The organism is Pseudomonas sp. CFBP 13710 (genome assembly GCF_014842235.1).
In the GTDB taxonomy this organism is placed as follows: domain Bacteria; phylum Pseudomonadota; class Gammaproteobacteria; order Pseudomonadales; family Pseudomonadaceae; genus Aquipseudomonas; species Aquipseudomonas baltica.
The window spans coordinates 97,491-123,682 of the sequence record NZ_JACYVJ010000002.1 but is presented as its reverse complement, the minus strand read 5'-3'; the positions used below and the strand labels follow the sequence as shown (position 1 = coordinate 123,682).

Annotated in this window: 24 protein-coding genes, 1 tRNA gene and 1 pseudogene; 8 read left to right on the top strand and 18 right to left on the bottom strand. The window is 60.7% G+C overall.

Annotated features, from left to right (window positions below):
* Positions 1 to 39: 39 nt before the first annotated feature.
* The 4 genes from IFT44_RS05105 to IFT44_RS05090 all read right to left on the bottom strand — a co-directional run bounded on the left by IFT44_RS05105 (position 40) and on the right by IFT44_RS05090 (position 4,125).
* Positions 40 to 771 (bottom strand): class II aldolase and adducin N-terminal domain-containing protein, encoded by a 732-nt coding sequence (locus IFT44_RS05105; protein WP_192104271.1) that lies wholly within the window; start codon positions 769 to 771, stop codon positions 40 to 42.
* A gap of 72 nt (positions 772 to 843) precedes the next feature.
* Entirely contained in the window at positions 844 to 1,677 is an 834-nt protein-coding gene (locus IFT44_RS05100) for a transporter substrate-binding domain-containing protein (RefSeq protein ID WP_122479562.1), read from the bottom strand.
* Positions 1,678 to 1,702: 25 nt separating this feature from the next.
* On the bottom strand, positions 1,703 to 2,575 hold the full coding sequence (locus tag IFT44_RS05095) for a phytanoyl-CoA dioxygenase family protein (protein WP_192175541.1): 873 nt from the start codon (positions 2,573 to 2,575) through the stop codon (positions 1,703 to 1,705).
* 29 nt (positions 2,576 to 2,604) lie between these two features.
* A complete protein-coding gene (locus IFT44_RS05090) occupies positions 2,605 to 4,125 on the bottom strand; it encodes an amino acid ABC transporter permease/ATP-binding protein (RefSeq protein WP_192175540.1) in 1,521 nt (506 codons plus the stop codon).
* A 509-nt stretch (positions 4,126 to 4,634) separates the two neighbouring features.
* Here IFT44_RS05090 and IFT44_RS05085 point away from each other — a divergent pair.
* The gene (locus IFT44_RS05085; protein ID WP_192175539.1) at positions 4,635 to 5,594 is read left to right on the top strand and encodes a LysR substrate-binding domain-containing protein; all 960 of its coding nucleotides are present in this window, start codon (positions 4,635 to 4,637) and stop codon (positions 5,592 to 5,594) included.
* Here the strand turns inward: IFT44_RS05085 and IFT44_RS05080 are convergent.
* The 6 genes from IFT44_RS05080 to queA form a co-directional block, all read right to left on the bottom strand.
* Positions 5,579 to 6,127 carry a glycine zipper 2TM domain-containing protein gene (locus IFT44_RS05080; RefSeq protein ID WP_122713500.1) on the bottom strand — a complete coding sequence of 183 codons (549 nt, stop codon included), beginning with the start codon at positions 6,125 to 6,127 and terminating at the stop codon, positions 5,579 to 5,581. The two genes, IFT44_RS05085 and IFT44_RS05080, sit on opposite strands and share 16 nt — an antisense overlap.
* Positions 6,128 to 6,247: 120 nt before the next feature.
* Entirely contained in the window at positions 6,248 to 7,159 is a 912-nt protein-coding gene (gene secF / locus IFT44_RS05075; RefSeq protein WP_122479566.1) for a protein translocase subunit SecF, read from the bottom strand.
* A 9-nt stretch (positions 7,160 to 7,168) separates the two neighbouring features.
* Positions 7,169 to 9,037 carry a protein translocase subunit SecD gene (secD, locus tag IFT44_RS05070; RefSeq protein WP_122479567.1) on the bottom strand — a complete coding sequence of 623 codons (1,869 nt, stop codon included), beginning with the start codon at positions 9,035 to 9,037 and terminating at the stop codon, positions 7,169 to 7,171.
* A gap of 62 nt (positions 9,038 to 9,099) precedes the next feature.
* Positions 9,100 to 9,435 (bottom strand): preprotein translocase subunit YajC, encoded by a 336-nt coding sequence (gene yajC, locus IFT44_RS05065; protein WP_122479568.1) that lies wholly within the window; start codon positions 9,433 to 9,435, stop codon positions 9,100 to 9,102.
* A gap of 51 nt (positions 9,436 to 9,486) precedes the next feature.
* Positions 9,487 to 10,602: a tRNA guanosine(34) transglycosylase Tgt gene (tgt, locus tag IFT44_RS05060; protein WP_163007623.1), complete on the bottom strand. Its 1,116-nt coding sequence runs from the start codon at positions 10,600 to 10,602 to the stop codon at positions 9,487 to 9,489.
* Positions 10,603 to 10,616: 14 nt separating this feature from the next.
* On the bottom strand, positions 10,617 to 11,681 hold the full coding sequence (queA, locus tag IFT44_RS05055; RefSeq protein ID WP_192104276.1) for a tRNA preQ1(34) S-adenosylmethionine ribosyltransferase-isomerase QueA: 1,065 nt from the start codon (positions 11,679 to 11,681) through the stop codon (positions 10,617 to 10,619).
* A gap of 109 nt (positions 11,682 to 11,790) precedes the next feature.
* Between queA and IFT44_RS05050 the strand changes: the two genes are divergently transcribed.
* From IFT44_RS05050 to IFT44_RS05035, 4 genes are all read left to right on the top strand, one after another.
* Positions 11,791 to 11,875: transfer RNA gene (locus tag IFT44_RS05050), tRNA-Leu, on the top strand.
* Positions 11,876 to 12,113: 238 nt separating this feature from the next.
* Positions 12,114 to 12,737 (top strand): LysE family translocator, encoded by a 624-nt coding sequence (locus IFT44_RS05045; RefSeq protein ID WP_122479571.1) that lies wholly within the window; start codon positions 12,114 to 12,116, stop codon positions 12,735 to 12,737.
* 101 nt (positions 12,738 to 12,838) lie between these two features.
* Complete coding sequence (locus IFT44_RS05040) at positions 12,839 to 14,044, top strand: MFS transporter (RefSeq protein ID WP_192104277.1); 1,206 nt, start codon at positions 12,839 to 12,841, stop codon at positions 14,042 to 14,044.
* Between the two features lie 58 nt (positions 14,045 to 14,102).
* Positions 14,103 to 15,656 (top strand): alkaline phosphatase D family protein, encoded by a 1,554-nt coding sequence (locus IFT44_RS05035; RefSeq protein ID WP_192104279.1) that lies wholly within the window; start codon positions 14,103 to 14,105, stop codon positions 15,654 to 15,656.
* Positions 15,657 to 15,713: 57 nt separating this feature from the next.
* Here the strand turns inward: IFT44_RS05035 and IFT44_RS05030 are convergent, their stop codons facing one another.
* Entirely contained in the window at positions 15,714 to 16,331 is a 618-nt protein-coding gene (locus IFT44_RS05030) for a LysE family translocator (protein WP_192057707.1), read from the bottom strand.
* Positions 16,332 to 16,343: 12 nt separating this feature from the next.
* Entirely contained in the window at positions 16,344 to 17,120 is a 777-nt protein-coding gene (locus IFT44_RS05025; RefSeq protein WP_122479577.1) for a 2OG-Fe dioxygenase family protein, read from the bottom strand.
* Positions 17,121 to 17,244: 124 nt separating this feature from the next.
* On the opposite strand from IFT44_RS05025, the pseudogene IFT44_RS05020 reads away from it, so the two are divergent.
* Positions 17,245 to 18,205: pseudogene (locus tag IFT44_RS05020) on the top strand (LysR substrate-binding domain-containing protein).
* Between the two features lie 82 nt (positions 18,206 to 18,287).
* Positions 18,288 to 19,151 carry a methyltransferase domain-containing protein gene (locus tag IFT44_RS05015; RefSeq protein ID WP_342214262.1) on the top strand — a complete coding sequence of 288 codons (864 nt, stop codon included), beginning with the start codon at positions 18,288 to 18,290 and terminating at the stop codon, positions 19,149 to 19,151.
* 23 nt (positions 19,152 to 19,174) lie between these two features.
* On the opposite strand, the gene IFT44_RS05010 is transcribed toward IFT44_RS05015, so the two are convergent.
* The gene (locus tag IFT44_RS05010) at positions 19,175 to 19,960 is read right to left on the bottom strand and encodes a substrate-binding domain-containing protein (RefSeq protein WP_122479580.1); all 786 of its coding nucleotides are present in this window, start codon (positions 19,958 to 19,960) and stop codon (positions 19,175 to 19,177) included.
* A gap of 312 nt (positions 19,961 to 20,272) precedes the next feature.
* On the opposite strand from IFT44_RS05010, the gene IFT44_RS05005 reads away from it, so the two are divergent.
* The gene (locus tag IFT44_RS05005) at positions 20,273 to 20,920 is read left to right on the top strand and encodes a DJ-1/PfpI family protein (RefSeq protein WP_122479581.1); all 648 of its coding nucleotides are present in this window, start codon (positions 20,273 to 20,275) and stop codon (positions 20,918 to 20,920) included.
* A 4-nt stretch (positions 20,921 to 20,924) separates the two neighbouring features.
* On the opposite strand, the gene alaC is transcribed toward IFT44_RS05005, so the two are convergent.
* The 5 genes from alaC to cyoB all read right to left on the bottom strand — a co-directional run bounded on the left by alaC (position 20,925) and on the right by cyoB (position 26,191).
* Complete coding sequence (gene alaC / locus IFT44_RS05000) at positions 20,925 to 22,124, bottom strand: alanine transaminase (protein WP_122479582.1); 1,200 nt, start codon at positions 22,122 to 22,124, stop codon at positions 20,925 to 20,927.
* Between the two features lie 186 nt (positions 22,125 to 22,310).
* The gene (gene cyoE, locus IFT44_RS04995; RefSeq protein ID WP_122479583.1) at positions 22,311 to 23,198 is read right to left on the bottom strand and encodes a heme o synthase; all 888 of its coding nucleotides are present in this window, start codon (positions 23,196 to 23,198) and stop codon (positions 22,311 to 22,313) included.
* Positions 23,199 to 23,209: 11 nt separating this feature from the next.
* Positions 23,210 to 23,542 carry a cytochrome o ubiquinol oxidase subunit IV gene (gene cyoD / locus IFT44_RS04990; protein ID WP_122479584.1) on the bottom strand — a complete coding sequence of 111 codons (333 nt, stop codon included), beginning with the start codon at positions 23,540 to 23,542 and terminating at the stop codon, positions 23,210 to 23,212.
* Entirely contained in the window at positions 23,543 to 24,172 is a 630-nt protein-coding gene (locus IFT44_RS04985) for a cytochrome o ubiquinol oxidase subunit III (RefSeq protein ID WP_122479585.1), read from the bottom strand.
* 3 nt (positions 24,173 to 24,175) lie between these two features.
* Positions 24,176 to 26,191 (bottom strand): cytochrome o ubiquinol oxidase subunit I, encoded by a 2,016-nt coding sequence (gene cyoB, locus IFT44_RS04980; protein WP_122479586.1) that lies wholly within the window; start codon positions 26,189 to 26,191, stop codon positions 24,176 to 24,178.
* Between the last annotated feature and the right edge of the window lies 1 nt (position 26,192).

Sequence of the window (26,192 nt, the reverse complement as noted above, 5' to 3'; positions counted from 1 at the left end):
CCGCGAGGCTGTGCAGAGCGCTCAGTGGATGTCGGGTGCTCAGTCCACCAGCGAGGGATCCGCCTGAATCATCAGGTACTTCATTTCTTCGAAATGGCGCTGGGAAAAATCGCTGATTTTCTCCCAGTCCCGCGCGGTCTTTTCCGCCACTTCATCAGCCAGCACCTTGAGCGGCTGGCCGGTCGACCAGGCGGTTACCAAAATCTGGCAGGCGCGCTCCAGGGTCCAGATGTCATCGAACGCCTCACCCACCGTGGGGGCAGTGACGATGACACCATGGTTGCCCATCAGCAGCCGGCTCTTGTCCTGCAGCAGGCTGGCCAGGCGCGCGCCCTCGGCGCTGGTATCGGCCATGCCGCCATACAGTTCATCCACCGCGACGCGGTTGAAATAGCGCGCCGTGTTCTGGTCGACCGGCACGATCCTGGGCTGCGCCAGGCAGGCCACGGCGGTGGTATAGACCGGATGCAGATGCAGCACCACACGGGCATCGGGCAGGCGTTGGTGAACCTGGCCGTGGATCGACCAGGCAGTGGCATCCACGTCCGGGCGCTGGGCGGCTTCGGCATCGTCGGCATCGAGCAGCAACAGATCGCTGGCCCGCAGGCGGGAAAAATGCACCCATTTGGGGTTGAGCAGAAACTGCTTGCCGTCGGCGCTGATGGCCGCACTGAAATGGTTGGCGACCGCCTCATGCATGCCCAGGTGGGCGATGATACGGAACGTCGCCGCCAGGTCGACGCGCGTCTGTTCTTCGAAACTCAGGGCCATGGCGCTGAACACTCCGTTGGCACGTACCCGCGACGATCCACGGGCACTGTTGGCTGATCTTGATGCGCGATATCAGGGCTTGGGCATCAATGTGGCGATGTCATCGGCAGTCGGCGCCTGGAACTTGTACTTGGCCAGCAAGGCGGCGTACTCAGGGGTCTTGCTGTACTTTTCCAGGCCTTCGACGAGCGCGTTTCTGACGGCATCGTTGCCCTTCTTCACGCCGAAGCCGTTGAGCACCGGGTAGATCAGGGTCTGCGAGGAAATCACCACGCGGTTGCCCAGCTTGTCGACCACACCACGGGCGACCGCCGCATCGGTGATCTGCGCCTCGACTGCGTGCGCCAGCATGGCCTGGGTTGCCTGTGGATCGGTGCCGTACTCGCTGATGGCAATCGGCTGCAGGCCATTCTTCACGCAATATTCGGCAGACAGCTTCTGCAACTGCTGCAGCCAGGACGTGGCACCCATGGAGCCGATCTTGTGGCCGCAGAACTCTTCGGGCGTCTTGGGCTGATAGTCACTGCCCTTCACTGCAAGTATCGACTCGCCACTTTTCAGGTAAGGGACCATGTCGATCACCTTCAGGCGGTCGGCGGTGATGTACATCGACGAGTTGGTGATATCGAACCGTCCGGCCTGCAGTCCGCTGATCAGGTTGGGAAAGCGCGTGTCGATGTTTTCCGCAGTCATGCCCATGACCTTGGCCAGACCGTCGAGAAATTCGATATCGAAGCCGGCGGGTTTGTTCTTCTCCATGTACTCGTAGGGGAAGAACGTCATATCGGAACCGGCGACGATCTTGCCGGGCTGCTGGAACGCCGAAGCGCTCAACGAGCTGGCAGCCAGGACGGCGCCGAACACGGCCATGGCAACGGGGCGGACGATCAGGCTTGGCAATTTCATGGGGTATTCCTCGCAGTCAATGGAGTCAGGCAGTCGTCAGGTCGGTACCGGCCTGCTGGACGAAAAACGATGCACCCTTGGGTTTCTGGGGCAGGCGAACGTGGTGATCGGTGCTGCGCACCAGGCCGCTCTCGCGCCCGGCCACCAGAAGCCCGGCGTGCTCGCTGGGCAGCGGGTTGTCGGCCAGCGGCAAAGCGTCCTCGGCGGCGTAGACGCTGATGAACAGGGTTCGCGGATCTTCGGTGTGGTTGGGGCTTGAGGCATGCAGCAGACGGGTGTGCATGAAGCACACCGAACCGGGCGGACCGAAGCAGGCCACCGGTGCCTGGCAGTGCTCATCGACCACGGCATCGGCCACCGCACCGGTAAAGCGCTCGTCGTGCCAGTGCGACCACAGCGGGCCCGTGTGGCTGCCGGGGATGACCTTGAGCGGGCCGTTCTGCGGGGTCACTTCGCTGATCATCAACAGCGCCGTCACCAGGTCATCGTTGCTGTGCGGGGTGAACAGGAAATCCTGGTGCCATTTCACCTGGGTGGCGGTGTGCGGCAGCTTGGAGTTGATCTTGCTGTGGTGGAAGCGCGTACCGGCGCCGCCGATCAACTGTCCGGCAATCTCGGCCATGCGCGAGGCGAAGGCGGCCTGGCGATACGCCGGCGAAATCTCGGTGGGCGAGGCCACGCGGCGCAGCGAAGGATGGTCCGCGCGGTGATCGCTTTCCACATCGAAGCGGGGGCGCCCATCCAGCGTTTCCCCCCACGCCTGGGACTGGCTGCGGCTGTCCTGAACCCACTGGTCGAAGTCCTGTTGCAGCGCGGCGACTTCAGGCGCAGCCAGCACGTCCTCCACGACCAGAAAGCCATCTTGATGAAACCGGTCTATCTGCCATTGCTCGATCATGTTTGCTACTCGCACCAGTTAGGTTGGATTCAGGCCAACGAGACATCTTTGAGGAACGCTTCCACCCGTGGGTTATGCCCGCTACGCAGCGCCTGCGGGCTGTCATCGCAGACCACGCGGCCCTTCTCCATGAAGACGATGCGATCGGAAACCTTGAAGGCGAAATTCATTTCGTGGGTCACGATGATCATGGTGATGCCTTCGCTGGCCAGCGCTTCGATGACCTGCAACACCTCGTTGACCTTCTCAGGGTCGAGCGCCGAGGTGGGTTCGTCGAACAGCATGATCTGTGGGCGCATCATCAGTGCGCGAGCAATCGCCACGCGTTGCTGTTGGCCACCGGACAACTGATGCGGGTACTTCCAGGCATGGTCGAGCATGCCGACCTTGTGCAGCAGGGCGTAGGCCTGCTGCCGGAGATCGGCCAGCGGCGCCAGGCGGTGATAACGCGGGGCCATGAGCAGGTTGTTGAGCACGGTCATGTGCGGGAACAGGTTGAAGCTCTGGAACACCATGCCGATGTTCAGGCGATGCTCGGCGTGTTCTACATAGCGCTGCGGCTGTGCGCCCTGTCGGTCCAGGTGAATGAACGGCTGGCCGTTGATCTTGATGTCACCGTTGTCGATCTGCTCCAGCCCGTTGAGCAGGCGAATCAGCGTGGTCTTGCCCGAACCCGAAGGGCCGATGACCGACACCACTTCACCCGGCTGGATCTGCAAGCTCACCGCGCCCAGTACTTCGACGTCGTTGTAGGCCTTGTGCAGCTTGGTCGCCTGGAGCGCGGGGCCAGTCGAATCGCTGTTGGGCCGCGCCACGGCAGCCTTGTGCTCGGTGGCCAGCCGCAGCACTTCGGCATCGGGCAGGCGCGCGGCCTTGGTCTGGGTCACGTCCAGATAGCGCTCCAGGCGCTTGAGCAGAAAGTCGAACACGGTCACGATCAGCACGTAGAAGAACGCCACTCCGGCCATGGTTTCCATGACCAGGAAGTTCTGCGAGTACAGGCGCTGACCCACCATGAGGATCTCGGTCAACGAGATCACCGACACCAGCGAGCTGAGCTTGACGATGGAGATGAATTCATTGGTGAGCGAAGGCAGCGCCACCCGCAATGCCTGGGGAATGACGATGCGCCATTGCGTGCCCGCAAACCGCAGGCCCAGGGCCCGGGCGGCCTCGCTCTGGCCCTTGGCGATGGACAGCAAGCCACCACGATGGATCTCTGCGACGTAGGCGGTTTCACTGAGCACCAGCGCGATCAGGCCAGCCCAGAACGGGTTGGCCAGTACGGCCGATGTGGACGGTATCGCCTGCGGCAGGTTGTAGACGAATATCAGCAGCACCAACAGCGGCAGACTGCGAAACAGCCAGATATAACCGCGCGCTGGCAGATTGATCAATGGACGGGTGGACTGCTTCGCCAGGGCCAGAACAAAGCCCAGCACGATACTGATGACCCAGGTCAATACACTGAGTTGAATCACGGTCCAGGCCGCCATCCAGAACTCGGTATCGCTGAGCAGACCAAACATGTATTTCCAGTCAAACGTCATCGTCGGCTCGCTCGGCAAGGTCAATAGTGATGGGTGACTTCCTGTCGGATCTGAACTTCGAACGTTGCCCGTTCTGCCCGTCTTGAAACCATCATGATTGATGCCAGGTCGTGCCGAAATTAGTAAATTCGAGCCCCTTGCATAGGAAAAATCTAAGCAGGAGCGGCTCGGGTAGTTCGCTACAGAAGACTTCGTGCGCTACGCAGTGAAACAACCACGACCTTCGAAAAGCCCGTGCACGGTATTGGCGCGGTGAACTTCCAGTCCGTGCGAACATGGGGCGTTTCGCTGCGCAAAGGCAAACCTGCCTGTATTTGCTGGATGTGCCGGAATGTCGCAGCCAGGAGCGCCCTGGTGAAGCAGGCTGCCGCGCCGTGCCACGGGAACATCCCGCAATGCTGGCGATATGGCCAGGCCAGTACTGGCATGGTCTTCGCACAGCCTTGGCAAAGATAGGTAAAACCTATTCAGCCAGCGCATCGCGGAACAGCGCTGCACAGGAGTCGAACGTGATGCACTTTACCCTGCGGCAACTTAAATACTTCGTGGCTGCCGTAGAACAGGACAGCATTGCCGAAGCGTCCAGACAACTGCATATATCCCAGCCGTCCATCTCGGTTGCCATCAGGAATCTGGAAGAAGCCTTCAACCAACCCTTGTTCGTTCGCCATCATGCCCAGGGTGTTTCACTTACCGCTGGGGGCGGCAGGATCTATGAGAAGGCCAAGGAGTTGTTGCGCCTGTCCCAGGAATTGGAACAGGACTCACGCGCCGAGAATGGCAATGTTTCCGGCACTATTGCCATTGGCTGTTTCGAATCGGCAGCGCCTTTGTACATGCCCAAGTTGGTGGCTGGATTCAAAAGCCTGTACCCGGAAGTTTCCATTCAGTTGTATGACGGCGAACAACATGAATTGATGCATGGCCTGCACCGGGGTCGCTTCGACCTGGCTTTTCTCTACGATCTGGAGCTGGGCACGACCATACACAAACAGGCCCTCAACGCACCGCACAAGCCCTACGCGCTGCTGCCTGTCGAGCATCCCCTGGCACAACAGCCGTCCGTGACCTTGCAGGCCCTGAGCCAGGAGCCGATGATCCTGCTCGACGCCGTCCCCAGTCGCAGCTACTTCATGGATATCTTCACCGAAAAGGGCTATGCGCCAGTGGTCGCCTACAGCTCCCCTTCCATTGAAATGGTGCGCTGCATGGTAGGGCAAGGTCTGGGGTTTTCGGTGCTGGTGACGCGGCCGTGTACGCAGATGACATACGACGGCAAGCTGCTGGCTCATCTGGAGATCGAAGACGATATGCCTGCCTCGACCTTGGTGATGGCGCACCTGCGCAACAACCAGCCAAGTCGGGCGACCCGGCTGTTCATGGAGTACTGTTCAAGTGTGGAGCTGACGCCACCTGGGGCGGCGGCGCCTGCGATCGAGGCAGAGCGAGAGGCTTACTGCCCGGCTTGATTTTCGCCCAAGATCAACTGACCCTGCTTGTTCACAGGGATCTGCGAACCGGGATCACGATCCATGCGCACCTGGCCAACCTTGCCATCGAGCTGGTACTTCACGTTGTAGCCAACGACCTTGTCGCTGATGTCATTGACGGTGTTGCAGCGCGTCTGGGTGGTGGTGTAGGTGTCACGGCCTTGCATGCCTTCCTGCACCTTGTTGCCTGCATAGCCACCGCCGACGGCACCGGCCACGGTCGCGATCTTCTTGCCATTGCCACCGCCGACCTGGTTGCCGAGCAAACCACCTGCCACTGCACCAAGGACGCTGCCAACGATCTGATGCTGGTCCTGAACGGCCTTCTGGCGAGTCACGGTGACGTCCTTGCACACTTCGCGAGGCGTCTTGATCTGCTGCTTGATCGGCTCTGCGGCCAATACGTCAGCGTACTCGGGGCCCTTGTTCACGAGGCTGTAGGTTGCAACGGCACCTCCGGCTGTAACACCGACTGCACCGAGCACTGCACCAATCAGCAACGATTTATTCACTTTGAACCTCCTGACTACAATCATGGCACGAAGCCACGCTTCCATGCCTTGGAGCATAAAAAAAGGCGCGAGTTCAATACTCGCGCCTTTCGGGCCTTGCCGCCGGGACAGTCGAACGTCTTATGGACGGTCGTCGACCTGGTCCTTGGCCACTGGAGGAATCAGATCCTCGCTGCTCAGGTTCAGCCAGATCAGTACCACGTTGGCGATGTAGATCGACGAGTAGGTGCCGGCCATCACGCCAATGAACAACGCCAGCGAGAAGCCCCACAGGTTGTCGCCACCGAAGAACATCAGTGCGGCGATGGCCAGCAAGGTCGACACCGAGGTCGCCACGGTTCGCAGCAGCGTCTGGGTGGTGGACACGTTGATGTTCTCGATCAAGGACGCCTTGCGCATCACCCGGAAGTTCTCGCGAACCCGGTCGAATACCACGATGGTGTCGTTGAGCGAGTAACCGATGATGGCCAGTACCGCCGCCAGCACCGTCAGGTCGAAGGTGATCTGGAAGAACGACAGCAGGCCGACGGTGACGATCACGTCGTGGATCAACGACAGGATCGCGCCGACTGCGAACTTCCACTGGAAGCGGAACGCCAGATAGATGAGCACGCCGCCCAGCGCCAGCAACATGCCGAGGCCGCCCTGGTCGCGCAGTTCTTCACCCACCTGCGGACCGACGAATTCGACGCGCTTGACCGTGGCAGGGTTGTCGCCACCGACCGTCTGCAGCGCCGCCGCGACCTGGTTGCCCAATTGCGGGTCTTCACCCGGCATGCGCACCAGCAGGTCGGTGGTAGCACCGAAGTTCTGCACCACGGCATCGTGATAACCGGCTTTCACCAGCTCTTCACGCACCAGGCCCAGGTCGGCCGGCTTTTCGTAGGTCAGCTCGATGAGCGTACCGCCGGTGAAGTCCAGCCCGTAGTTCATGCCCTTGTGAAACATGCTGAACAACGCCAGCACGGTAAGGAGCACGGTGATGGCGAACGCAATATTGCGAACGCCCATGAAGTTGATGGTACGTAACATGGCAGCCCCTTAAATCCACAACTTCTTGAAGTCCCGACCGCCGTAGATCAGGTTGACCATTGCGCGGGTCACCATGATGGCCGTGAACATCGAGGTAAAGATCCCGAGGGACATAGTGACGGCGAAGCCCTTGACCGGGCCGGTGCCCATGGCGAAGAGAATGCCGCCGACCAGCAGCGTCGTCAGGTTGGCATCGATGATCGCGGTGTAGGCGCGGTCGAAACCTTCGTGAATGGCGCGCTGGATGCTCATGCCATTGGCGATTTCCTCACGTATGCGCGAGAAGATCAGCACGTTGGCGTCCACCGCCATGCCCATCGTCAGCACGATACCGGCAATGCCCGGCAGCGTCAGGGTTGCCCCCAGCAGCGACATCAGCGCCAGCAGCATGACCATGTTCAAGGCCAGTGCCACGGTGGCGATCACACCGAAGAAGCGGTAGATGGCAATAATGAACAGCGAGACGAACAGCATGCCCCACAGCGATGCATCGACACCCTTGGTGATGTTGTCGGCACCCAGGCTCGGACCAATGGTACGTTCTTCGGCGAAGTACATCGGTGCCGCCAGACCACCGGCACGCAACAGCAGCGCCAGTTCGGATGACTCACCCTGGCCGTTGAGGCCGGTGATGCGGAACTGGCTGCCCAGCGGCGACTGGATGGTCGCCAGGCTGATGATCTTCTTCTCTTCGGTGAAGGTCTGTACCGCAACGTCCTTCTCGACCCCATTGACCGTCTGCTTGACGTAGCGCGTAGTCGGGCGCTGCTCGATGAAGATCACCGCCATGCTGCGGCCAACGTTGCTGCGCGTGGCGCGGCTCATGAGGTCGCCGCCGTGGCCATCGAGCTTGATGTTCACCTGTGGCTGGCCGTGTTCGTCGAAGCTGGCCTGGGCATCGGTAACCTGGTCACCGGTGATGATCAGGCCACGCTCGACTGCCGCGGGAGCACGGTTGCCCTCGCGGAACTCGAAGGTTTCGGTAGTCGCCTTGGAATCATCCGGACCGGCACCGAGACGGAACTCGAGGTTGGCGGTCTTGCCGAGGATACGCTTGGCTTCGGCAGTGTCCTGCACGCCCGGAAGCTCGACCACGATGCGGTTGGCACCCTGGCGCTGGACCAGCGGCTCGGCCACACCCAGCTCGTTGACCCGGTTACGCACCGTGGTCAGGTTCTGCTTGATGGAGTACTCGCGGATCTCCGCGACCTTGGCCTGGGTCATGGCCAGGCGCAGCACCGACAACTCGCTGCGCTCGCTGGCAGTCAGGTCGAAATCGGTGAAACTCTTGCGGATCAGGGCTTGTGCCTGGTCGCGGGTAGCGGTGTCGCTGAAGCCCAGCTGAATGGCGCCATCCTGCTGCGGCAGGCTGCGATAACGCACGCGCTCCTTGCGCAGCAGCGTCTTGACTTCGCCTTCGTAGACTTTCATGCGGGCGTCGAGCGCCTTGTCCATGTCGACTTCGAGCAGGAAGTGCACGCCACCGGACAGGTCGAGGCCCAGCTTCATCGGGCTTGCACCCAGGCTGCGCAACCAGGGCGGCGTGGTCGGAGCCAGGTTCAGGGCCACCACATAGTCATCGCCCAGCGCCTTGCGCACGACATCCTTGGCCGGCAACTGGTCTTCGGCCTTGGTCAGGCGCAGCAGACCACCCTTGCCGTTTTCGGCGAGGCTTGCGGATTTGACCTGGATGCCGGCGGCATTGAGTGCCGTGCCGACGCGATCCAGATCTGCCTGATTGACCTGCAGCGAAGTGCTCGCGCCGCTGACCTGGATGGCCGCGTCATCAGGATAGAGATTAGGTGCGGAATAGATAAAACCGATCGCCAGCACCGCCAGGATCAGTACATATTTCCACAGAGGGTATTTGTTCAGCATCACGCCGCCCGTTCAAGACGCGGGGCGCCTTGCGCGCCCCGACATGGGTAAAAGTCTGCAGCTTAGATCGCTTTGAGCGTGCCTTTGGGCAGGGTCGCGGCGATGGCGCCCTTCTGGATTTTCAGCTCGACGGTGTCGGACACTTCGATGACCACGAAGTCGTCGGTGACCTTGTTGATCTTGCCGGCGATGCCGCCACTGGTGACCACTTCGTCACCTTTCTGCAGGTTGCCCAACAGGTTTTTCTGTTCCTTGGCACGTTTGGCCTGCGGACGCCAGATCATCATGTAGAAGATGACCAGGAAACCGACCAGGAAAATCCACTCGAAGCCAGAGCCGGCAGGGCCAGCAGCCGGTGCAGCGGCGTCCGCGAAAGCGGCGGGGATCAAAAAGCTCATTCAACGCTCCAGTTACTTAGAAGTTATTGACTTAAAGTCTTTATAAAACGGTCAGTCCAAGGGCGGCACGGGCAGCCCGCGCTTGGCATAGAAGGCATCGACAAAGGCGGCCAATGTACCCTGTTGAATAGCCTCGCGCAAACCAGCCATCAGCAGCTGGTAATGACGCAAATTGTGGATGGTATTCAACATGCTACCGAGCATTTCGCCACACTTGTCCAGGTGATGCAGATAAGCGCGCGAGAAGTTGCGGCAGGTATAGCAATCGCAGGTAGGGTCCAGCGGCGAATCATCGTGGCGATGGAACGCGTTGCGGATCTTCAGCACGCCCGTGTCGATGAACAGATGCCCGTTGCGCGCATTGCGCGTCGGCATCACGCAGTCGAACATGTCGACGCCGCGGCGCACACCCTCGACCAAGTCTTCGGGTTTGCCTACCCCCATAAGGTAACGAGGTTTGTCAGCCGGCATCAGGCCCGGCAGGTAGTCGAGCACCTTGATCATTTCATGCTTGGGCTCGCCCACCGACAGGCCGCCGATGGCCAGGCCATCGAAACCGATCTTGTCCAGGCCTTCGAGCGAACGCATGCGCAGGTTCTCGTGCATGCCGCCCTGAACGATGCCGAACAGCGCCGCGGTGCTTTCGCCATGCGCGTCCTTGGACCGTTGCGCCCAGCGCAGCGACAGCTCCATGGAGGTGCGCGCGGTGTGCTCGTCGGCCGGGTAAGGCGTGCACTCGTCGAAAATCATCACCACGTCCGAGCCCAGGTCGCGCTGGACCTGCATCGATTCTTCCGGCCCCATGAACACCTTGGAACCGTCGACGGGAGACGCAAAATAAACCCCCTCCTCCTTGATCTTGCGCATGGCGCCAAGGCTGAACACCTGGAACCCACCGGAGTCGGTCAGAATCGGCCCTTTCCACTGCATGAAGTCGTGCAGGTCGCCGTGCGCCTTGATCACCGCAGTGCCCGGGCGCAACCACAGGTGGAAGGTGTTGCCCAGAATCATCTGCGCACCGATCGCCTCGATGTCGCGCGGCAACATGCCCTTGACCGTGCCATAGGTGCCCACCGGCATGAACGCCGGGGTCTCCACCACGCCACGCGGGAAGGTCAGGCGGCCACGACGGGCCTTGCCATCGGTGGCCAGCAATTCGAACGACATACGACAGGTGCGACTCATGCTTGATCCCCTGGCGCGGCTTCGCTGGGACCGCGAGGCGCCGGATTGCGGGTGATGAACATGGCATCACCGTAACTGAAGAAGCGGTACTCGTTGGCCACCGCTGCCGCATAGGCCGCCATGGCTTCGGGATAACCCGCGAACGCCGAGACCAGCATCAGCAGCGTGGACTCCGGCAAATGGAAATTGGTGACCAGGGCATCGACCACATGGAACGGTCGCCCCGGAAAGATGAAGATATCGGTATCGCCACTGAACGGCCTCAATACGCCGTCACGCGCCGCGCTTTCCAGCGAGCGCACGCTGGTGGTGCCTACCGCCACCACTCGACCACCGCGGGCCTTGCACGCCTGCACCGCGTCGACCACGTCCTGGCTGACCTCCAGCCACTCTTTATGCATGTGGTGGTCTTCAAGCTTCTCGACCCGCACCGGCTGGAAGGTACCGGCGCCGACATGCAGCGTCACGAAGGCGGTCTGGACCCCCATCGCCTCGATCTGCGCCAGCAGCGCCTTGTCGAAATGCAGCCCCGCCGTCGGCGCCGCCACCGCGCCAGCCTTCTCGGCGTACACGGTCTGATAGCGCTCGCGATCGGCGCTCTCGTCAGGCCGGTCGATGTAGGGCGGCAACGGCATGTGCCCGACCCGATCGAGCAGTGGCAACACCTCTTCATTGAAGCGCAGCTCGAACAGCGCATCATGCCGCGCGACCATCTCGGCCTCGCCGCCGCCGTCGAGCAAGATCTTCGAACCCGGCTTGGGCGACTTGCTGGAACGCACGTGGGCCAGCACGCGATGGCTGTCCAGCACGCGCTCGACCAGAATCTCCAGCTTGCCCCCCGACGCCTTCTGGCCAAACACCCGTGCCGGAATCACCCGGGTATTGTTGAACACCATCAGGTCCCCTGGCCTGAGAAAACCGGGCAGATCGGTGAATTGACGATGATCCAGCGCACCGGACGGCCCATCGAGGACCAACAGGCGGCTGCCATGGCGCTCCGCCAACGGATGGCGAGCGATCAGGGAATCAGGAAGCTCGAAAGAGAAATCGGCGACACGCATGATAGGGTTCGGCTGTATAGGGCTGAAAATTCTAGCAAAAATCTGCAAAATTGACCATGAAAGCTGATTGACCAGTGGTCGCGCCGTCTCTATACTTCGCCGCCTGTAAGCCCTGATGGCGGAATTGGTAGACGCGGCGGATTCAAAATCCGTTTTCGAAAGGAGTGGGAGTTCGAGTCTCCCTCGGGGCACCAAATCAGAAAAAAGACCTTCGCGAAGGTCTTTTTTTTCGTCTGCGATTTCTCCCACTCCCGTTGCAGGGGCGGCAAGTGGCCGCGAAGGCGCCAGCCCAATCGCTACCACTTCCGCACCCATCCGTCGCCCGACAGGCCCCGCCCCGACCACTGTTGTCCCCACCTTCTGTTGAACTGTACCTCCCGCCGCTCCCTCGATGCGCCTACCCTGTGAACTCAATCCACAGGAGCGCTCGTCATGCCGGATGCAGCTAACCTCTACCTGTTCGTTATCGCCGCAATGCTCCTGTTGGTCGTTCCCGGACCGAACATGGCCTTCGTCACCAGCCATGCGCTGGCCCATGGCTGGCGGGCCGGGGTGGCGGCGGCGTTGGGGATTTCGCTGGCGGACTTGCTGCTGACGCTGTTGGTCAGCGCCGGCATGGGCGCTGTCGTCATGAGTTGGGCGCCTGCCTTCGACTTGTTACGGCTGGCCGGTGCGTGCTATCTGTTGTGGCTGGCCTGGCAAGCGCTGACGGCGCCGACTGGCGAAAGCGCTGCACCCCGCCCCCTGGGTTCGATCCGCAAGATCTTCATTCGCGCCACGCTCAACAGCTTGCTGAACCCCAAAGGCCTGCTGTTCTTCATGGTGTTTCTGCCGCAATTCGTCACTGTCGGCAACGCCAGTGTGACGGTTCAACTGGTCATGCTGGGTGTGCTGCTTCTGCTGATCTCCCTGGTTTTTCACAGTGTGCTGGCACTGTGTGCGGGAACGCTGCGCGGACGGTTGAACAGCATGCCTCGACGCTGGGCCAATTATGGCTTTGCGAGCGTGATGACAGCACTGGCAGCACGACTTCTATTTCTTGAGCGGCCGATATGACCACTCTCCCGAAGCACCTCCGGACAGGTATCCATCCCGCCTCGTTGGCCCTGTAAACTTCTCCCTCATGCCCCCCGCGAACAAGGAGTTCCGCCCTTCACATGAGTAATGCCTACCGTACATTCTTCGCAACCCCGGGCGTCGTGGCTCTGTTACTGGCGGGCTCCATGGCCCGGCTTCCACAGACCATGATCGGGCTGGGCCTCATCACCATGCTGGTGCATGAAACCGGGCGTTATTGGGTTGCAGGCGCAGTGGCGGGTACTTTTACCCTGACCAGCGCCATACTCGGGCCGATGATTTCGAAACTGGTGGATCAGCGCGGCCAGCGCAAGGTGCTGGCGCCCGTCGCGGCGTTCAGTATCGGCATGCTTCTGGCCCTGATCGGCGCCGTGCATTGGCATGCGCCGCTGCCGGTGCTGTTCGTGCTGGCCGCCCTGGCGGGCGTGCTCCCCAGTTTCGGCGCAATGATCCGCGCACGCTGGGCCTACCTGTTTCGCGGAAAACCACAACTGCACGCCGCGTACTCCTTGGATACAGTGCTGGTGGAGTTCACCTTCATCGTCGGTCCCCCGTTGTCCATCGCGTTGAGCAGCGGTCTGTTTCCACAAGCCGGCCCGCTGGTAGCCGCCGTGTTGTTGGCCGTGGGCGTGGTTGCCTTTCTGCGCCAGCATGAAACCGAGCCGCCGCCGGTGCCGGCGGTCAAGGGGCCCTCCACTTCCCCGCTGCGCATTCCTGCCTTGCGGATCATCGTGGTGGCGATGCTGGCGCTGGGGTTGCTCGGCGGCTCGGTCGATGTGGCGGTAGTGGCTTTTGCCAAGGAACAAGGCTGGCCAGCAGCCGCCAGCTTTATCCTCGCGGGATTCGCTGCAGGTTCGATGGTTGCCGGGATCACGTTCGGGACAGTGAGAAGTGGGCTGGCGTACGAAACTCAGCTGCTGATTGGCGCGGTCTTCACTGCCGTGGCAACGACGTTGCCGATCTTCGCGCCCAACGTGTACTGGCTCACCGGATTGCTGTTCATCACCGGCATGTCGTTCGCACCGACGCTGATCGTGGTAATGAACATCGGCACGAAAATCCTGCCGCCCGGCAAGATCACCGAAGGGCTGACCTGGCTGAGCACAGGGGTCAGTGTCGGCATCGCGATGGGTGGGGCAGTCGCCGGTATGGTCATCGACCACTTCGGTACCCGTGCCGGGTTCGCCGTTGCCATCGGTGCCGGGCTGTTAATGCTGACCGCCGTGCTCACAGGGCTGCGTACGCTGCAGGCAACTTCGGCGAGCGAGGTTATCGTGCCTGGCTGACACGCCCCTGTCACATCCCCACGCTTACATAGCCCTTTCACTTTCCAAGGGCTATGCCATGACCATGTTCGATCTCAAGCGCCGTCGCCTCGTCCAAGCCGTGGGGGCAGGCTTTCTGTTGCCTGGGCTGGCGCCGGCGGTGATCGCCTCGGTCAAGGACCGGCCACAACTGACTGACGGCGTGCAGTCCGGCGACCTGATGGGCGACAGGGCCATGGTCTGGAGCCGCTGCGACCGCCCGGCACGCATGGTAGTGGAATGGGATACGCGCAGCATGTTCACCAACCCTCGCCGTTCGGTATCGCCACTGGCCGACGCGGGCAGCGATTTCACCGCGCGGGTCGAACTCAGCGGCCTGCCGGTGGACCAGGCGATCTTCTATCGCGTGCAGTTCGAAGACGCGCAGACCGGCGTCAGCAGCGAACCGTGGTTCGGCCATCTGCGCAGCGAGCCTTCGCAGCGTCGCGACATCCGTTTCGTGTGGAGCGGCGACACCGTGGGCCAGGGCTTCGGTATCAACCCTGATATCGGCGGCATGCGCATCTATGAAGCCATGCGTCTGCGCTTGCCGGATTTCTTCATCCACAGCGGCGATACCATCTACGCCGACGGGCCGGTGCCCGCCACGGTGACCACCGAGAATGGCCGCGTATGGCGCAACATCACCACCGAAGCCAAGAGCAAGGTGGCGGAAACTCTGGACGAGTACCGCGGCAACTACCGCTACAACCTGATGGATGAAAACGTGCGGCGCTTCAATGCCGAGGTGCCGCAGATCTGGCAATGGGACGACCACGAGGTGACCAACAACTGGTCGCCCAGCAAGCAACTCGACGCGCGCTACCAGAACCGCGACATTCGCCATTTGGTCGGCAACGCACGTCAGGCGTGGCTCGAGTACGCGCCCATGCGCCTGCAGCGCGCCGACAACGGCGGGCGTATCTACCGCAAGCTCAGCTATGGGCCGATGCTGGACATCTTCGTCTTGGACATGCGCAGCTACCGCGGTGGCAACGACGATAACCTGGCGGCCAGGCCCGAAGCCCGCACGGCGTTTCTCGGACAGGTGCAACTGGACTGGCTGAAGTCCGGGCTCAAAGGGTCGCAGGCTCAATGGAAAGTCATTGCCGCCGATATGCCCATCGGCTTGGGTGTCCCGGATGGTGAAATGAGCCCGGGGGTCGGGCGCTGGGAGGCGATCGCCAACGGCGATGATGGGGCCGCCAAGGGGCGCGAGCTGGAGATCGCCGAGCTGCTCGGCTTCGTGCGCCAGCAGAAAGTGGTCAATACGGTCTGGTTGACCGCCGACGTGCACTACTGCGCCGCGCATCACTACCATCCGGACCGCGCTGCCTTCCAGGATTTCGAACCGTTCTGGGAATTCGTCGCCGGGCCACTGAACGCCGGCAGCTTCGGCCCCAACCCGTTGGACGCCACCTTTGGCCCACAGGTGGTGTTCCAGAAAGCACCACCGGCCCAGAACACCTCACCGTTCGCAGGTTTCCAGTTTTTCGGTGAAGTACAGATCGAGGGCCAGAGCGGAGAAATGACCGTGCAACTGCGTGATCTGGATGGCGTGGTGGTGTTCGAGAAGAAGCTGCAGCCGGTTTGACGCCCATTGCACAGCACCCATCCGGACAAATAGCCGCGGCGAGGGCGGTGCAATGGCTCAACTGCCAAGGCCCGGCAGTACCAGGCACGCGGCCAACCCTATGAGGGCGGTGCCGATCACCCGATCGACAACGTGTTGTTTCTCCAGCATCCGCCGACGCAGCGGCCCGGACGAGAAGAACAGCGCCACGATGCTGAACCACACCCAGTGCGAGAACGACATGAACAAGCCATAGGCAAAGTTCGTCATTATCGAACTGCCCGCCTGTACGACCTGACTGTAAGTGGCTACCACGAACAGCATGGTCTTGGGATTGAGGGCATTGGTGAAGAAGCCTGTCCGAAATGCGCTGCACAATGACGGCGCCCCGCCTCCCACGTTGGCCAATGCCAACTTGGAGGTGTTGAGCAACGAGCGCACGCCCAGGTAGATGAGATAACCGGCACCCAGCCATTTCATGCCCATGAACAACAGTGGCGACTGAGTGATGATCACGGCGATGCCGAACACGGTGTAGAACACATGCACCTGTACACCGCAAGCAATGCCCAAAGCCGCGATCAAACCACTCTGACGCCCGTAGGCATAGCTGTTGCGGGTGACCATGGCAAAGTCCGGGCCCGGGCTGATGACGGCCAGTACGGTAATCAGGGCGACTGCCAATAATTCGTTCATGATCACGTCCCGTCAACGTTTCTTGAAAGTGACGACCAGGACATCCCGGTGGGCAGGTCGATCGGGGTGTATGGGGATGACGGCGCTGACGCCGTGTCGAACCTGCTCATCGTTGAGCAGGGCGGCTTCCAGTTCATGGATCATCGAGTGCCTTGCCAGCAGCCGCAGGTCATTGTCGTAGATGGACGTCTCGCCCTCCATCACGTTGACTCGATTGACCAGCAGCATGAACACGAAGTCGACGCCATCGCGGTGCACACCTTCAGGTGTCGGGGACGCCGCTCCGCGGGATGCATCGATACGGAACTGATGCGCTTCGATATGCCAGGCACTTTGCCCAGCGAGGACGCCGAGAAAGGCGCAGCACAGGTCCATCACTGCCGAAAACACCTTGCCTGAGCAGACCTCGGTCGTGAACGGCGCGTAATGCCGGACGATGCCGCCGTTGAGGCCGTTGTGCTCGACGTTCTGGTAATGCGGTCGATGAGCGCAAGCCTGCCAGTGGCGACTGCCTTGCTCGATGGAGAGGGTCGCATGGCGACGCAGGCGATAGGTGCCGCCATCCCCCATGAATGTATCCTGCTGCAGATGATCCCAGCTTTGCCGAAACTGTTCCCAGTCCTGGATGAAGCCAGGCACGACGGTGTCCAGCAAGTGAGCGACCGTGGGAGGCTGCAGAAAGGCGAAGCCACTGTGAGCCACGCTTTCACATACATCGTTGATTGACGGCTCGAAAAGCCTCAGTCCAATGGCGCTGCTCGGCATTGCACGCTTATGCATATCTTCCATGGATTCTCTCCATTTTATTGGTAAGGCTGCCAAAATGCCCGGCAACGAGCGCAATCATGGAGTTTTGCGCAGGCAGGAAAAAACGATTTATAGTCGTCGAAACCTGTGAGATTTCGTCGTTCGTATGAGCCTTCCGCCCCTCGCCTCTTTCCGCTTTTTCAACGCCGCTGCGCAGAACCAAAGCTTCATGAAGGCGGCCGAGCAACTGCACGTGACGCACGGCGCGGTCAGCCGCCAGATTCGCTCGCTGGAAGACGCGTTGGGGGTGGAGCTGTTCGATCGGCGCAATCGTGCGGTCTTTCTCAACCACGCAGGACGGCTGCTGCACGACGTCACGCAGCCGATGTTCGAGCAGTTGGAGCAGGCGGTCCGCCAGGTGCAGCAAAAAGCGCGCGAAGACACGCTGGTAGTGTCCTGCGAACCGACGATTGCGATGAAATGGCTGATTCCCCGCCTGCCTGCCTTCCATCAGGCGCACCCGCAGATCCAGATTCAATTGCTGGCGGCGGGTGGGCCGATCGACTTTTCTCGATGCGGCGCTGACCTGGCCATTCGACGCGACGATTTTCGCTGGGACGATTCAGTCGAAAGTGCTGCGTTGTGTCCTGAATGGGTCGGTCCGGTTTGCGCGCCCGCCTTGGCGGAATCGGTGAGGCGATTGAGTGGTGTGCACGTGCTGCGCAGCAGCACACGACCGGCTGCCTGGGAGCAGTGGCTGCGACTGGCGAAGAAAGTGCCAGGGGAAGTGGCAACCGTCGAGTACGAGCATTTCTACCTGTGCCTGCAGGCCGCTACTGCTGCGTTGGGCGTGAGCGTGGCGTCACTGTTGATGGTTCAAGAGGAACTGGCATCCGGGCAATTGGTAGCGCCCTTCGGCTTCACTCGCGATGGTTCGAAGTACGTGGTGCTGTACCCGCGATTGCCGGAAGAAAGCACGAAGTGCGCCGTCTTCAGACAGTGGCTGAACGAGCAGGCAGAGGCATCGGTTGCCCAGACACTTTCCGACGGACGCTGATCCGGTTTCACCCCACCCTGCACGAATTAAAGGTTACCTCAACGACCTTGGGCTACGCTTTGTCTTATAACGCCCACCGTGGCTGGTTGGGCGTTGCGCTGTGCGATCAGCCTGGCGACAACAACCGCGCTAGCAAGCGTGCGAGGGCGAACATGAGCAATTTCGACAAAAACAGTAGCACCACAAACCCCAAGAGCTTGACCGAAAAACTTCTCAAACTCCTTCCATCGATGGCTGTAAAAGGCTATCTGCAGGGTGCCAGCTCATTCGACAAGGGGCGCCCGGACTACCCGAAGGAACTCGACAACTGGCTGCGCGAGATCATGCAGATCAAGCCGCACAGCAAATGGGACCCACCCCATACAACTGTACTCGACCTGGGCTCGGGGACTGGCAAGTTCATTCCGCGGTTGGTCGATATCGGCGCCGAGGTGTTCGCGGTGGAACCGGTTTCCGCCATGCGCGAGAAGCTGGAACTCAACTGGGGCGACAAGCCCTACGTGAAGATACTCGAGGGTGCCGCCGAAGAGATCCCGTTGAAAAACGAATCGGTGGACGCGGTGATCTGCGCGCATTCCTTCCACTGGTTTGCCAAACCCGAGGCCATGAAGGAAATCCACCGGGTGCTCAAGCGCGGCGGACGCCTGGGAATGATCTGGAACCTGCGCGATACCCGCGAGGACTGGGTACGTCAGGTGGCGGACGTGGTCAGCGCGGTGGCCGGTGACAGCCCGCGGTTCTACACCCAACAGTGGCGTGAAATGTTCCCGCACAAGGGCTTCGCCCACCCGCTGGTGGAAAAGCACTTCAGCCATTCGCACACCGGCACGCCGGAAGACGTGATTCTCAACCGGGTGCGCTCCATCAGCTTCATCGCCACCCTCCCCCCTGAACAGCAAGAGCCGATTTACCAGAGAGTCCGCGAAATCATTGCCACCCACCCCCAGCTCAAGGACAAGCAGGAAGTAACCGTGCCCTATGACACCGTGGCCTTTCATACTGTGAAGATTCTCTAGACCACCGTTGGCGCCCGGCGTGATCAATGCACCGGCGTAAGCCCGCTTTCCTGAATGGCGAGACGGGCTGCCGGTGTGCTCAGGTACTGCAGCAATGCGGCGGCCTCTTCAGGGTGGGCGCTGGTACGCGTGACACCGCCCGAATACAAAGTCATCTTCTGCACCGCATCGGGAATCAGGCCGACTATATCGATGCCCGGTACCGCCTTGAGCTCGCTCAATTGCTGGAAACCCAGTTGCACATCGCCCCGAGCAACCACGGCACCCACAGGTTCGCTGTCTACCAGGCTGCTTTTGTCGCGAAGCTGTTCGGCCAGTTTCATCCGCGGAAACAGCAGGTGCGACAGGTACAGGCCGCTGGTGCTGTTGGAGTAGGCCAGCGAGCGGGCGTCTATCAGCGTCTTGCGAAAAGCGTCGACACTGCCGATGTCTGGCTTGGCCTCACCTTGGCGTACGGCCATGGCAATGAAGGACTTGCCGACATCCACGCGAGGTTCGCGCTGCACTTCACCCAATTGAATGAGTTTGTTCAACGCGGCGTCTTCGGTGAGCACCAGGTCGGCACGCTCGCCGCGCTCCAGCCGACTGGAGATGGCCATGGGGTTGTCGCCGATGGCAGGTGAAGGCAGCACGGTGACCTTGATGCCGGTGGCTTTTTCGTATTCGACGACGATGGTCTGCATGGCACTGACCACGCCGCCGGACCCGAGCAGGGACAACTGCACCGGTGGTGGCGCCTTCTGCGCGTGGGCAGCGCTGGAGCCGAGCAATACACAAGCCAGCAGAGCGCTGGTGAGCCGTTTGGTCATGACGATATGATCCTGAAAGTGAAGATGAAGCCTGGCCGATGACTGGCCAGAGGCACAGCGGACGAGTGCGGTGATGGTCGACCGCCTCGCGAAGAAGGATAAGTTTACGCGCAATCGGCCAAAAGCCAGGATCAGGTTGCCATTTAAAAAGGTGATGTTCGGCAATTGCAACGTCGAGAAACAATTTCAGCCCTGGCCGCGCAAACGTGCGATGCAAGCAATCACGACACTTTGGCAGGATCTGTGGGGTAACTGTCATTTACCCTTTTACCGTTCAGCTCGATGATGCGTGCTCCAGACTGGAGTGACCGTATGTCCAAGGCCTTGCCCCCCGAACTGCAGATTTTCGACCGCCCCTTGCAGGTTGTCATCCTGCTCTACCCCGGTATCGAGATTCTCGACTTCGCCGGGCCGTACGAAGTGTTCAGCGTTGCCACCCGCGTTGCGCTGCGCGACGGTTTGAGCATTCACGCGCCATTCGTGGTCAGCACGGTTGCGGCCAGTCGCGACCTGCTCACCGCCCGCTACGAGCTGCGGGTGCAGCCCGACGCCCAGTTCGATGAAGAGGTGCACAGCGATGTGCTGATCGTGCCGGGGGGCGTGATCGATCAACCTGTAAATGACCCGAATACCCTCGCGTGGGTGCGGCGGATGGCGGCGACGACCGGGTTGCTCACTTCGGTATGCAGTGGCGCGTTGATCCTGGCCAAGGCTGGCCTGCTGGAGGGGCAGAGCGTCACCACCCATTGGGCCGACATCCAGGAGCTGCGCGACAGCTACCCGGACCTCGATGTGCGGGAGAATGTGCCCTATGTCGATGCTGGCAGCCTGGTCACCAGCGCCGGGATTTCCGCCGGCATCGACATGAGCCTGCATCTGGTGGCACGCCTGCTCGGTGCCGATGCGGCGCGCCTCACCGCTCGCCAGATGCAGTACGAGTGGCACGATATGCCAGGGTAGAGCGTCAGCTCTTGTCGTTGCGAAACATCTGGCGAATGCCACGCACGGCCTGCCGAATGCGATCCTGGTTTTCGATCAGCGCAAAACGTACGTGGTCGTCGCCATAGTCACCGAAGCCGATGCCGGGCGAGACGCAGACCTTGGCTTCGGCCAGCAGCTTCTTGGCAAACTCGAGCGAGCCCATGTGCGCGTAGGCCTCCGGAATCTTGGCCCAGACATACATCGACGCCTTTGGGTTCTCGACCATCCAGCCCAGTTCGTGCAAGCCTTTGACCAGCACGTTGCGGCGCTGGCGGTACTGCTCGGCGATGTCCTTCACACACTGTTGATCGCCTTCGAGCGCGGCGATGGCTGCGACCTGCAACGGCGTGAACGTGCCGTAATCGTGGTAGCTCTTGATGCGTGCCAACGCATTGACCAGCTCGGGATTGCCGACCATGAAGCCGATCCGCCAGCCAGCCATGTTGTAGCTCTTGGACAGGGTGAAGAATTCGACGGCGATGTCCTTGGCGCCCGGCACTTGCATGATCGACGGCGCTTTCCAGCCGTCGTAGACGATATCGGCATAGGCCAGGTCATGCACCACCAAGACGTCGTAGCGCTTGGCGAGGGCCACCACCCGCTCGAAGAAATCCAGTTCCACACACTGCGCGGTCGGGTTGGATGGAAAGCCCAGGATCATCATCTTCGGCTTGGGAATGGATTCGCGGATCGCCCTCTCCAGCTCGTTGAAGAAGTCCACGCCCGGCACCAGCGGCACCGAGCGCACCTGGGCGCCGGCGATCACCGCACCGTAGATATGAATCGGGTAGCTGGGGTTGGGCACCAGCACGGTATCACCCTGGTCGAGCGTGGCCAGCATCAGGTGCGCCAGACCCTCTTTCGAGCCAATGGTGACGATGGCTTCGTCTTCAGGGTCGATATCGACCGCATAGCGGTCCTTGTACCAGCGCGAAATGGCCCGGCGCAGCCGCGGAATGCCGCGGGAAGTGGAGTAGCCGTGGGTATCTTCGCGCTGGGCAACGGTCACCAGCTTGTCGACGATATGGGGTGGCGTGGCGCCGTCGGGGTTGCCCATGCTCAGGTCGATGATGTCTTCGCCGCGCCGACGCGCAGCCATCTTCAACTCGGCGGTGATATTGAACACATAGGGGGGGAGACGATCGATGCGCGCAAAGCGGCGCGGGCGAACAGGTTCGGCCATGACTTCCTCGGATACGTAAGCGCCCGGAACCGTCCGAGCGACGTTGGCCACTGCGGTGGCCAGCCCGAAAGATAACGGGGCCGATGCGGGGATGTAAAGCGCAATATGCGGTGCGGACCCAACCTTTGCCCCAAAAAAAAGCCCCGGAACTGTTCGGTCCGGGGCGTTTTTATCGCTGCAGCAGGATCAATGCGCGTAGGTCAGCAACAGCTCGCCCGGCGCCTTGAAATCTAGGGACATCATTACGCTCAACGCGGTGATGGTGAAGATCGAGAACACGAACAGCTTGCGCGCCCAGACCTTGTCATCGACCGCCTTGTAACCTGTCCAGGCCATGTACAACCAGTACATGCCCATGGCTGCGGCAACTGCGAGGTAGCTCATGCCGGCATAGCCACCCAGGGTCAGCATCAGCGTCGCCAGGAGGAAAGCCAGGATGTAGATCAGGATATGCTTCTTCGCCACCACGATACCCCGCTTGACCGGGAGCACCGGAATCGAAGCCGCCAGGTAATCGTTGAAGCGGAAGATTGCGATCGCATACGAATGGGGCATCTGCCACAGGCTGAACATCACCAGCAACGTCAATGCCGCCAGATCGAAGCTGTTGCTCACTGCCACGTAACCGATCACCGGAGGCATGGCACCGGACAGGCTGCCGACCAGGGTGCCGTGCACCGACTTGCGCTTCAGATAAAGGCTGTAGAAGCCCACGTAGATGACGAAGCCGATCAAGCCGCACAGGGCCGCCAGCGGGTTGGCCAATGCGTACAGCATGACCATCCCGGCAACCCCCAGCAGCGTGGCGAAGATCAGTGCGACCTTCACCGAAATCTGCCCCTGAACCAACGCGCGATTCTTGGTGCGCTCCATCTTCACGTCGATGTCACGGTCGATGCAGTTGTTGAATGCACAGCCCGACGCCACTACCAGCGATGTACCGATCACCGTGGCCAGAAACAGCCCGATGTCGACATGCCCTTGAGAGGCCAGGAAGAACCCACCTGCCACGGAAAGCACGTTACCGAAAATGATCCCCGGTTTGGTGATTTGGATAAAGTGCTTTACGGACATGTCCGGGTTCCTTACTTCGCCATCATGAAGTGATGGATGCTGAACATGATCCACAGCGAAAGGCCTACCAGGAACGCGATGATCAACGCAGAGAACACGAAGGCAATCACGTTCCAGCGCTGTTCGGACGTGCGGTCCAGGTGCAGGAAGTAGACCAGGTGAACCAGCACCTGAATCACCGCGAAGATCATCACGATCCACAGGGTGGCTTCCTTGGACATGCTCGGAAACATCACCAGGCCGAACGGAATCGCGGTCAGGATGACCGACAGCACGAAACCGATCATGTACGACTTGTAGCTACCGTGGCTGCTACCGGCCGAAGTGGTATGAGGGTTTGCCATTTACAGAGCTCCCATCAGATAGACGACGGTGAACACGCAGATCCAGACCACGTCCAGGAAGTGCCAGAACAGGCTGAGGCAGCTCATGCGCGTGTTGTTGGTTGCGGTCAGGCCTTTGGATTTGACCTGGGCGATCAGCACCGCCATCCAGATCAAACCGCTGGTCACGTGCAGGCCGTGGGTACCGACCAGGGTGAAGAACCCGGTCAGGAAGCCGCTGCGCTGCGGGCCGAAGCCCTCTTCGATCAGCTTGTGGAACTCGTAGATTTCCATCGCGATGAAGCCTGCGCCCAGCAGGAAAGTGACGAACAGCCACTTCATCACACCGCTTTTGTCGTTGCTGTGCAGCGCCAGCATGGCGAAGCCATAGGTAATGGAGCTGAACAGCAGCAGTGCGGTTTCGGCTGCCACGAACGGCAGCTCGAAGATGTCGTGGCCCGAGGGGCCACCGGCAACGTTGTTAACCAGTACTGCGTAGGCGGCGAAGATCGACGCGAACAGGATGCAGTCGGTCATCAGGTAGATCCAGAAACCGAAGACAGTCATGCCCCCGGAATCGTGATGATCATGATCGTCGTGACCGTGCTCGTGCTCGTGAGCCACTTCCGCGTTTAGGGTTGCGTTAGACATTGTTTAAGCCTTCTCCACCGTGGAGTTCAGACGAGAATCAACTCGTGCGGCGTTTGCCAGGCGAGCCATGCGTTCACCTTCGATACGAGCGACTTCTTCAGCCGGTACGTAGTAGTCGATGTCATCGTCATAGCTGCGCACGATCAAGGTGATGACCATGCCGGCCAGACCGATCGCAGCCGCCCACCAGATGTGCCAGATGGCAGCGAAACCCAGAATCAGACCGAAGAACGACATCAGCACGCCCATACCGGTGTTGCGCGGCATGTGAATCTGCTTGTAGTCCGCAGCGTTGGCAGTGGCTTCACCACGTTCCTTCATGCCCCAGTAAGCGTCCAGGTCGGAAACCACTGGTTGCTCGGCGAAGTTGTAGAACGGTGGTGGCGACGAAGTCGACCACTCCAGGGTACGGCCATCCCATGGGTCGCCCGAGACGTCCTGATTCAGATGACGGTCGCGGATCGAGACATAGAGTTGCAGCAGCATGAAGCCGATACCGGCGGCCACGAACAGCGCGCCGACGAAAGCCACGTACAGCCACGGCGTCCAGTCTGGGTTGTCGGTGTGGTTCAGGCGACGGGTCATGCCCATGAAGCCCAGCACGTACAGCGGCATGAACGCCAGGTAGAAACCTACCAGCCAGCACCAGAAGGAGTACTTGCCCAGGCGCTCGTTGAGCTTGAAGCCGAAGGCTTTCGGGAACCAGAAAGTGAAGCCGGCCAGGTAACCGAATACCGCACCGCCGATGATCACGTTGTGGAAGTGAGCGATCAGGAACAGGCTGTTGTGCAACACGAAGTCAGCACCGGGCACTGCCAGCAGAACGCCGGTCATGCCGCCGATGCTGAAGGTCACGATGAAACCGATGGTCCACAGCATCGGAGTGGTGAACTCGATGCGGCCGCGGTACATGGTGAACAGCCAGGTGAAGATCTTCACACCCGTCGGGATCGCGATCACCATCGTCATGATGCCGAAGAAGGCGTTGACGTTGGCACCCGAACCCATGGTGAAGAAGTGGTGCAGCCAGACGATGAACGACAGCACGGTGATGGCGATGGTTGCCCATACCAGCGACACGTAACCGAACAGGCGCTTGCGACAGAACGTTGAAGTGACTTCCGAGAACACACCGAATGCCGGCAGGATAAGGATGTACACCTCGGGGTGACCCCAGGCCCAGAACAGGTTGACGTACATCATCGGGTTCCCACCAAGCTCGTTGGTGAAGAAGTGGAAGCCCAGATAACGGTCAAGCGTCAGCATGAACAGTACAGCGGTGAGGATCGGGAACGATGCAGCGATCAGTACAGCGGTGCACAGGCAGTTCCAGGTGAACACCGGCATTTTCATCAGGGTCATGCCGGGCGCACGCATCTTCAGGATGGTGACGATGAAGTTGACGCCCGTCAGCAATGTACCCAGACCGGATATCTGCAATGCCCAGATGTAGTAGTCGACACCGACTCCGGGACTGTATTGGATGCCCGCCAGCGGTGGATACGCCACCCAGCCCGTCTTGCCGAACTCGCCGACCCCCAGGGAGATGTTGACCAGCAGCGCGCCGACCACGAACAGCCAGAAGCTGACCGAGTTCAGGAACGGAAAGGCTACGTCGCGTGCGCCGATCTGCAGCGGCACGACGATGTTCATCAGACCGATCATGAATGGCATGGCCATGAAGATGATCATGATCACACCGTGAGCGGTGAAGATCTGGTCATAGTGCTCGGGCGGCAGGAAGCCGGTCGAGCCAGCAGTGGCCACAGCCTGTTGCGAGCGCATCATGATGGCGTCGGCAAAGCCCCGCAACAGCATGACCAGGGCAACGGCGATGTACATAACGCCGATTTTCTTGTGGTCGACCGACGTGAACCACTCGGTCCACAGGTACGTCCACTTCTTGTGATAGGTGATCAGACCGAACACCACCGCCCCGAGCAGCGCAACGACGGCAAGTGTCACCATCACTATCGGCTCGTGGAAGGGCACCGCTTCCAGACTAAGTTTACCGAACATC